General features: G+C 69.3%; 1 protein-coding gene. It reads right to left on the bottom strand.

Annotation, left to right across the window (positions count from 1 at the left end):
* Nucleotides 1-612 (bottom strand): hypothetical protein (locus AC0ZT5_RS35210; protein WP_488500174.1); only part of this gene is annotated, 612 nt, incomplete at both ends.

Here is a 612-nt window from a genome sequence, read left to right as displayed (position 1 = left end):
GAGCCTGTCGACCCGGTATGGCCAGTCGCACCCGTCGAACCCGTGGCTCCGGTCGAGCCGGTTGCACCGGTAGAGCCGGTATGACCAGTCGAACCCGTCGAACCTGTTGCTCCAGTCGCGCCGGTCGCACCGGTAGAGCCGGTATGGCCGGTCGCACCCGTCGAACCAGTGGCGCCGGTCGAGCCGGTTGCACCGGTAGAGCCGGTATGGCCGGTCGCACCCGTCGAACCAGTGGCGCCGGTCGAGCCGGTTGCACCGGTAGAGCCGGTATGACCAGTCGCACCCGTCGAACCTGTTGCTCCAGTCGCGCCGGTCGCACCGGTAGAGCCGGTCTGGCCGGTCGCACCCGTCGAACCAGTGGCGCCGGTCGAGCCGGTTGCTCCGGTAGAGCCAGTCGCACCGGTCGAGCCTGTCGACCCGGTATGGCCAGTCGCACCCGTCGAACCCGTGGCTCCGGTCGAGCCGGTTGCACCGGTAGAGCCGGTATGACCAGTCGAACCCGTCGAACCTGTTGCTCCAGTCGCGCCGGTCGCACCGGTAGAGCCGGTATGGCCGGTCGCACCCGTCGAACCAGTGGCGCCGGTCGAGCCGGTTGCACCGGTAGAGCCGGTA

Source organism: Mesorhizobium sp. CNPSo 4670 (assembly GCF_057784235.1).
The sequence above is the reverse complement of the archived record's forward strand: the minus strand, read 5'-3'. Positions and strand labels throughout refer to the sequence as shown.